We start from the raw sequence: 7049 nt of genomic DNA, 5'->3' as shown, positions 1-7049 counted from the left end.
ATACTCCTCCTTCAATGGTCATTAGACATCCCTCTCAGCCTTGGCTTAACCATTCTCCCTTTTTTGCTCGATGTATTGCATCCTTGCCCCATCCAGGTTGAGCTGCTTGGCCTGTTTGAGATTCATCTGGTATTTGCGCTCCGCCGCTTCCAGCATATAGATCGCATAATCGATCTGATCCTGTCCCGTTGCCTCTTGAAACAGCAAGTGCGCCCGCTCCCACTCCATTTGGGATCTCTGGACGTCCAGGAAGACATGCCACATCCGTTCCTGATCCTCTGCAGTGATATACGTTTCCTCTACTTTTTTCCTCGACTGCTTCCACCATATCTTCATTCCGTTCACTCCCTATAAATATGAATGTTAAAAAACTGCTCTTAATTAGACCGTCTGTAACATTCATATCGAGAGAAGGACAAACTTAGAACCAAAAGAACTCTTTCAATTTCTGCATTCTACACCTTAAAGTTAGCAAACAAAAAACGAGCCAACGGAATTGCTTCCGATGCTCGTTCTCTTATAGCTTATTAGCTTTGACATCTCAAACGAAACTTGCAAAGAATCACAAAATATCAGTTCAGTTCTCTTCGGCCCTCGAGTGCCTTAGATAAAGTCACTTCATCTGCATACTCCAAGTCACCGCCAACAGGCAGTCCATGGGCAATTCGGGTCACCTTAATATCAAAAGGGCGGACCAGACGCGATATGTACATCGCTGTTGCCTCCCCCTCGATATTAGCGTTTGTCGCCAAAATGAGTTCTTTTACACGTTCGTCACTCAAACGCGTAAGAAGCTCCTTCAGACGGATCTCATCCGGCCCGATCCCCTCCATTGGAGATATGGCCCCATGGAGGACATGATAGTAGCCATCGAATTCCTTCGTACGCTCCATTGCCACGAGATCCTTCGCATCCTGTACCACACAGATAGTCGAAGCATCCCGGGTTTTGTCCTGACATACCCGGCATGGATCCGTATCGGTGATGTTGCAGCAGACGGAGCAGTAGTGCAGATTCCTTTTGACACTGACTAGCGCTTTGGCAAAATCTATAACGTCATCTTCCTTCATGTTCAGAACATGAAAAGCCAGGCGGGCGGCCGTCTTCGGCCCCACACCCGGCAGTCGCGTAAAGGCGTCGATGAGCTTCGCGATCGGTTCAGGATAGTACAAATGTAACTACTCCTTCTAGGTTAGATTAGAACAAGCCCGGAATTTTCATGCCGCCTGTGAATTTGCCCATATCAGCATTTGCGATTTCTTCAGCCTTGGCAAGAGCATCGTTAACCGCAGTCAATACCAGATCCTGCAGCATTTCCACGTCATCCGGATCAACCGCCTCAGGTTTGATGTTGATGGACAAAATTTGTTTATGGCCATTCGCTTCCACGGTAACCACGCCACCGCCGGAAGTTCCTTCAACGGTTTTCGTAGCGAGCTCTTCCTGAGCCTTGAGCATTTGCTCCTGCATCTTTTTCACTTGCTTCATCATTTGGTTCATATTATTCATGATTCATCTCTCCTTATAATAGGGTGCACGTAGGGACGTGCTAGTCTTTTATGACAACGAGGTCTTCTCCAAACAACTGGATGGCCTCATCAATCCATGGTTTTTCCCCACCGGCCTCCGCTTCTTCGTGCTCAAGCTTAAGTTCTTCGGCCTGAGGCTTGCCCACTCCTTCTACCGCGTCACTCCAATCACGAAGCATCATGGTAACCAGATGATACGGCTTGCCAAGCGTTGACTCAAGAACCCCTTCAATCACCTGTTTATTGGCAGGTTTCTCCGTGGTTTCGCGGTGGATGTTGTTTTTAAAAGCGACAAGAACCTTGTCTTCCCATACGGAAACGGGCTCACCATCCATCAGCCATGCGTGGACCGTGACCTTCTCCTCTTTCACATTCTGCAGAATTTGGGCCCACTGCCGTTGAACAGAGGTAAAATCCTCCCCGGTTCGGCAAGATACATACTGATCCATATGCTGCGGAATCTTGGCTGATGAAGCTGCTTTCGGTGCCGGTGTACGGGTAGACTTGGCCGGTTCGCGTTGACCTGATGCAGGAACACCATTTTGTATCAGTCGCTCCAGCTTTTTCTCAAGTGCGGCTACGTGCTGCTTCAGCTGAGCGAGTTCACCTGCATCGGCCGTACTATGGGCAGCTGCGGCCCCACCCGCAGATTGGGTTATACCGGAGAGCTTGAGCAACGCTACCTCAAACAAAGTTTGCGGCTGCGAGGCGTATTTCATCTCACTCTGATACCGGTTCAGCGTATCAATCATTTGAAATAGTTCCTCTCGGCTGAAGGCATTTGCCATCTCCTGAAACTCTGCCGGATTCAAGACCCGATCGGTCAGCTTGTCAGCACCTGGAACCATCTTGATCATGAGCAAATCGCGGAAATAATACAAGAGATTCTCCATGCATTTATCTGCACTTTTCCCCTCCTGCATGAATTGCTCCACAATCTGCAGCACAAGTCCGGCATCCCCCTGTTTCACGGCACTGGCCAGACGGCCAAACTGCTCCGAGGCAATGCCGCCCGTCATGTCCATGACCTGCTGGTAAGATACCGTACCTCCGGTAAAAGAAGCAATCTGATCCAGAATGCTCAGTGCATCCCGCATACCGCCATCCGACAGACGTGCGATATACTGCAGCGCTTCATGCTCTGCCGTAATGCCTTCTTCTCCGCAAATCTGCTCCAGACGCCCGGTTTGTTCGTCCAAGGAAACTCTACGGAAGTCAAACCGTTGACAGCGTGAAATAATCGTTGCCGGAAGCCTGTGCGGCTCTGTTGTCGCTAGTATAAACATCACGTGTGCCGGCGGTTCCTCCAGCGTTTTCAATAAGGCATTGAACGCTTCCGTCGTCAGCATGTGTACTTCATCGATAATATAAACCTTGCGCCGCACCTCGGTCGGTGCGTATTTGACTTTCTCCCGCAAATCACGGATTTCCTCGACGCCGCGGTTGGATGCAGCATCGATCTCCTGAACGTCCATGACGGCTCCGGACGTTATACGCCGGCAGGCCTCGCATTCATTGCAGGGTTCCTCAGCCGGACCATGCTCGCAGTTCACGGCTTTGGCCAAAATTTTAGCGGCACTGGTCTTGCCTGTACCCCGTGGACCGCTGAACAGGTAGGCATGGGAAACCCGCTGCTCGCGAATGGCATTCTGCAGGGTCTGGATAATATGCTGCTGGCCCACCATGTCGCCGAACGACTGTGGTCGCCAAGCACGATATAACGCGATATGTTCCACTGTGCTTTACCCTCTTTCAACTTCCACTTCACGAGATCGAGAACCCTAAGGTTTATACTAAGCCCGATCCTCGCGTGCTTTACTGTTGCATTCATGGTCAATCCCAGCCCAAAAGGCGTGAGTTTAACGGTTATATTATACTACATTCTATACTACTTTCCCCTGCCTTAGCAAAACGTTTACTTGGAAATCTTTATCCAAAGTGCATATGAAGGATCAGCTTGAATCAATAGCCGTCTCGACAAAAAACACCCTTGCCAATATGGCAAAGGTGTTATGTGCAGATATGTATACCGTGCACCTGTTATTGATAATTGCGATCCGAGCGGCAATCCTGAGCAACAACTCGGGCTAGGCACCCCTCCGGCACAAAAGCGATCTTGCTTATGGCTGCTTCCTTCCGGACCTGACCAGGTTCACAAGTGCTCATTGCGGAGGACCCAACCGTCAACGTTGAGCGCAGGGACCAGCCTCACATCGACAATACCTCTAACAGGAATTCAACCTCGCTACAGCGGATTGCGAGTTACAGGGCACCGCTACCTCCCCGTCTAGCACGGCGAACTTTAGTATATCGCATGGCTATCAAAAAAGCAACCGACGGAAGAAGTTGCATACTCCACCAGCCCTGTAAACAGACAAAAACCCTTCGACCACAAGGGCGAAGGGTTTGTTTATTAGATACCGTATTTCTTCTTGAATCTATCAACACGACCGCCAGCATCCAGGAATTTCTGTTTACCTGTGAAGAACGGATGACAGTTCGAGCAAATCTCTACACGAAGATCTGGTTTTACAGAACCTGTCTCAAACGTATTACCGCAAGCACAAGTAACTGTAGTAACGTGATATTTCGGTTGAATATCTTGTTTCATTGTAGCTTTCACCTCTTTCCGCCCTGAGCCTCATGCGGACCCAGAGTTATATGGACACATAAATGGAGTATATCACGAGCATATTGAATGCGCAATAGCCCATACACAAATCATCAGACAAGTCCACAACTGGAATTTTAACCTGATTTTAACATATGCAATGCCAGTACGATTCTGCTAGATAATCGAAGGTCTCTTCTTCGGTCTTGCCTGTCCCGCAGGCGGCACATGCGTATAGGAGCCAATCACGACATCCGGCAGCTCCTCCTGCATAATCTCAATAGCCTGCTTCATCCCCAGAATCTCGCCTTGTGCAGGCGGAATAAGCTCGAGATAGCTCTCAGGGTCAATATTGAGATTACGGAGCTGGATTAACTTGAGGCCCGTGCGGCGGGCAAACTCAATCATGGCCTCCAGCTCTTCCTCGCGATCGGTCACGCCCGGGAAGATCAGATAGTTGATGGATGTATACACGCCTTGATCGGTTGCATAGCGAAGGGATTTCTCCACATTGGCCAGCGTATAGCCCCTTGGCTTGTAGTATGCGTTATAATGATCATCCAATGCACTGATGGTGCTGACTCTCATCAGATCAAGACCCGCATCCACGATGCCGCGGATAAAATCGGTCAGGCCCGCATTGGTATTAATATTGATGTAGCCCATATCAGTCTGCGCCCGAACTTCTCTCATGGCTTCTATAATGATCTTCGCCTGCGTGGAGGGCTCTCCCTCACAACCTTGGCCAAAGCTGATGATCGATTCCGGTGTCTTCAAATGCTCCAGCATAACCTGCACCAGCTCATCCACTCTCGGACGGAAGTTCATGCGGGTCTGAGGCGCGACAAAGCCGCTGTCATCCGGCTGTTCCGATATACAACCGAAGCAGCCGGCATTGCAGGAGTAAGATACGGGAACAGCGCCTTCCCAGCGATTCAGGAAGGTGTTGGATGCCGTCAGGCATTCATATCCTAAGGCACAGTTAGACAGATGCTCATAGAGCCGATTCTCCGGGTATTTCTCCTTCAGCGTCTTAACCCCAAGCTCAAGATCGTTCAGATCGCAGTTCACAGGATTCCACTTCTCGGGGTCATCGGATAAACGCGCCGTCGTATAGAAGGCGCCATCCTTCCATACCACCGCCGAGTAACCGAATAGCGGCAGCTTATATTCCTTGTCCGTCTTCACGTACCCTGGCAAGCACAAGCGGGTGTATCCTTGCGGCAAAAGCGCTCCGACAGCGGTATACCCATCCTCAAGCGGCATCATTTCACCGGTCTCCGGATCCATCCCGATCGCTCGGGTGCTCGGCAGCCCGACCAGGGTAGCTCCCTCTGGCAAAGGTATCAATTCATCATCCAATATTTCAACGATCATATCACCGCTTCGGGCAAGCCCGAACAGCTCGGAATGATCATAAACGTTCCCTTGCTCATCTGCATAAACCAAATACATGTTGATCTCCTATTCTCCGGGTTGATTCAGGCTTAGCTCTGAGGTGCCGTCGCTGCAGATGCACGCGATGGACGTCTGGCTGTCTGGCTCTGAGTCCCGGTTCCGCTGCCGTTATTGGCATTCACATCAAATGATGCCAAGAACTCCGCGTTATTCTTGCTGTCACGCATTTTTTTGAGGAATCCTTCCACAAAGTCAGCAGAGTCGTTCATATTTTTACGGATCGCCCAAATGGTATCCAGTTCATCCTTGTTCAAGAGCACCTCTTCACGCCGGGTACCGGAGCGACGGATGTCGATCGCCGGGAAAATACGGCGTTCCGCGAAGCGGCGATCCAAGTGCAGTTCCATATTGCCCGTTCCTTTAAATTCCTCATAAATAATATCATCCATCCGCGATCCGGTTTCAACCAAGGCTGTAGCCAGAATCGTCAGGCTTCCGCCTTCCTCCACGTTACGCGCCGAACCGAAGAAGCGTTTCGGACGATGGAATGCCGCAGGATCAATACCGCCGCTCAGGGTTCTTCCGGACGGAGGGATAACCAGGTTATATGCACGCGCAAGACGGGTGATGCTGTCCAGCAATATAACAACGTCCTTCTTATGCTCCACCAGCCGCAAGGCACGGGACAATACCAGTTCCGCCACTTTAATATGGTTCTCCGGAAGCTCGTCAAAAGTAGAAGCAACCACCTCGCCCTTAACGGAACGCTGCATATCCGTCACTTCTTCAGGCCGTTCATCGATGAGTAAAACAAACAGTTCAATCTCTGGATTGTTGGTTGAGATGCTGTTGGCGATTTCTTTTAAGAGGAGCGTTTTCCCTGCTTTTGGCGGTGCCACGATCAAACCGCGTTGTCCTAAACCTACAGGTGCAAGCAGATCCATAATTCGGGTTGACAACTGATTAGGGGATGTTTCAAGAACAAGCTTTTCTTGCGGATATAGAGGAGTCAAGGCTGGGAAGTGCAATCGTTCCGCTGCGACGGCAGGATTCTCACCATTCACGGCGTTGACCTGCAGCAGCCCGAAGTAACGTTCGTTCTCTTTAGGTGTCCGGCATTTACCCGAAACCAAATCTCCGGTCCGTAAATCAAATTTACGAATCTGGGAGGCCGAAATGTAGATGTCCTCCGTGCTCGGCAGATAGTTGATCGGTCTAAGAAAACCGTAACCTTCCGGCAAAATCTCGAGTACGCCCTCCATGAACATCAAGCCGCTCTGTTCGGCCTGCGCCCGGAGAATGGCAAATATCAATTCTTTTTTCTTCAACTGGCCATAATAAGGAATCTGATACTTTTTGGCCAGCTTATACAGATCCGTCAGCTTCATGCCTTCCAAATCGGCTATTTGTAAATCCATTCAATAACCACCTATTCAATTATTTGTTTCTGTCACAGCAGATCCTGCTGTCATGTAGTCTATTATTCTATGAGAGCTTTACTAGGAGCATTA

At 49.9% G+C, this 7049-nt stretch carries 7 protein-coding genes and 1 other RNA gene; all 8 read right to left on the bottom strand.

The features are described from left to right. Positions 1–45: 45 nt before the first annotated feature. A complete protein-coding gene (locus AC0VZ8_RS00720) occupies positions 46–336 on the bottom strand; it encodes a DUF2508 family protein (protein ID WP_071222339.1) in 291 nt (96 codons plus the stop codon). A 236-nt stretch (positions 337–572) separates the two neighbouring features. After that, positions 573–1172: a recombination mediator RecR gene (gene recR, locus AC0VZ8_RS00715; RefSeq protein WP_071222338.1), complete on the bottom strand. Its 600-nt coding sequence runs from the start codon at positions 1170–1172 to the stop codon at positions 573–575. Between the two features lie 25 nt (positions 1173–1197). Then, on the bottom strand, positions 1198–1509 hold the full coding sequence (locus AC0VZ8_RS00710) for a YbaB/EbfC family nucleoid-associated protein (protein ID WP_009595540.1): 312 nt from the start codon (positions 1507–1509) through the stop codon (positions 1198–1200). Between the two features lie 40 nt (positions 1510–1549). Continuing rightward, positions 1550–3265, bottom strand: coding sequence for a DNA polymerase III subunit gamma/tau (gene dnaX / locus AC0VZ8_RS00705; protein ID WP_260069642.1), 1716 nt, complete (start codon positions 3263–3265; stop codon positions 1550–1552). Positions 3266–3558: 293 nt separating this feature from the next. Then, positions 3559–3825, bottom strand: an RNA gene (gene ffs, locus AC0VZ8_RS00700) — signal recognition particle sRNA large type. Positions 3826–3942: 117 nt separating this feature from the next. Then, positions 3943–4140 (bottom strand): 50S ribosomal protein L31, encoded by a 198-nt coding sequence (rpmE, locus tag AC0VZ8_RS00695; protein ID WP_006207505.1) that lies wholly within the window; start codon positions 4138–4140, stop codon positions 3943–3945. Between the two features lie 177 nt (positions 4141–4317). Further along, on the bottom strand, positions 4318–5595 hold the full coding sequence (locus tag AC0VZ8_RS00690; RefSeq protein ID WP_260069643.1) for a radical SAM family protein: 1278 nt from the start codon (positions 5593–5595) through the stop codon (positions 4318–4320). Between the two features lie 32 nt (positions 5596–5627). Beyond that, positions 5628–6956: a transcription termination factor Rho gene (rho, locus tag AC0VZ8_RS00685; protein WP_071222335.1), complete on the bottom strand. Its 1329-nt coding sequence runs from the start codon at positions 6954–6956 to the stop codon at positions 5628–5630. Positions 6957–7049: the final 93 nt, after the last annotated feature.

This window comes from Paenibacillus sp. QJM3NY_38, from assembly GCF_056173265.1.
This window is presented reverse-complemented; position numbering and strand designations above follow the sequence as displayed.

Excerpts from the sequence above, each read along its gene's own strand:
- rho (WP_071222335.1), bottom strand. The coding sequence starts at position 6,956 with ATGGATTTACAAATAGCCGATTTGGAAGGCATGAAGCTGACGGATCTG.
- rpmE (WP_006207505.1), bottom strand. The coding sequence starts at position 4,140 with ATGAAACAAGATATTCAACCGAAATATCACGTTACTACAGTTACTTGT.
- AC0VZ8_RS00690 (WP_260069643.1), bottom strand. The coding sequence starts at position 5,595 with ATGTATTTGGTTTATGCAGATGAGCAAGGGAACGTTTATGATCATTCC.
- AC0VZ8_RS00710 (WP_009595540.1), bottom strand. The coding sequence starts at position 1,509 with ATGAATAATATGAACCAAATGATGAAGCAAGTGAAAAAGATGCAGGAG.
- AC0VZ8_RS00720 (WP_071222339.1), bottom strand. The coding sequence starts at position 336 with ATGAAGATATGGTGGAAGCAGTCGAGGAAAAAAGTAGAGGAAACGTAT.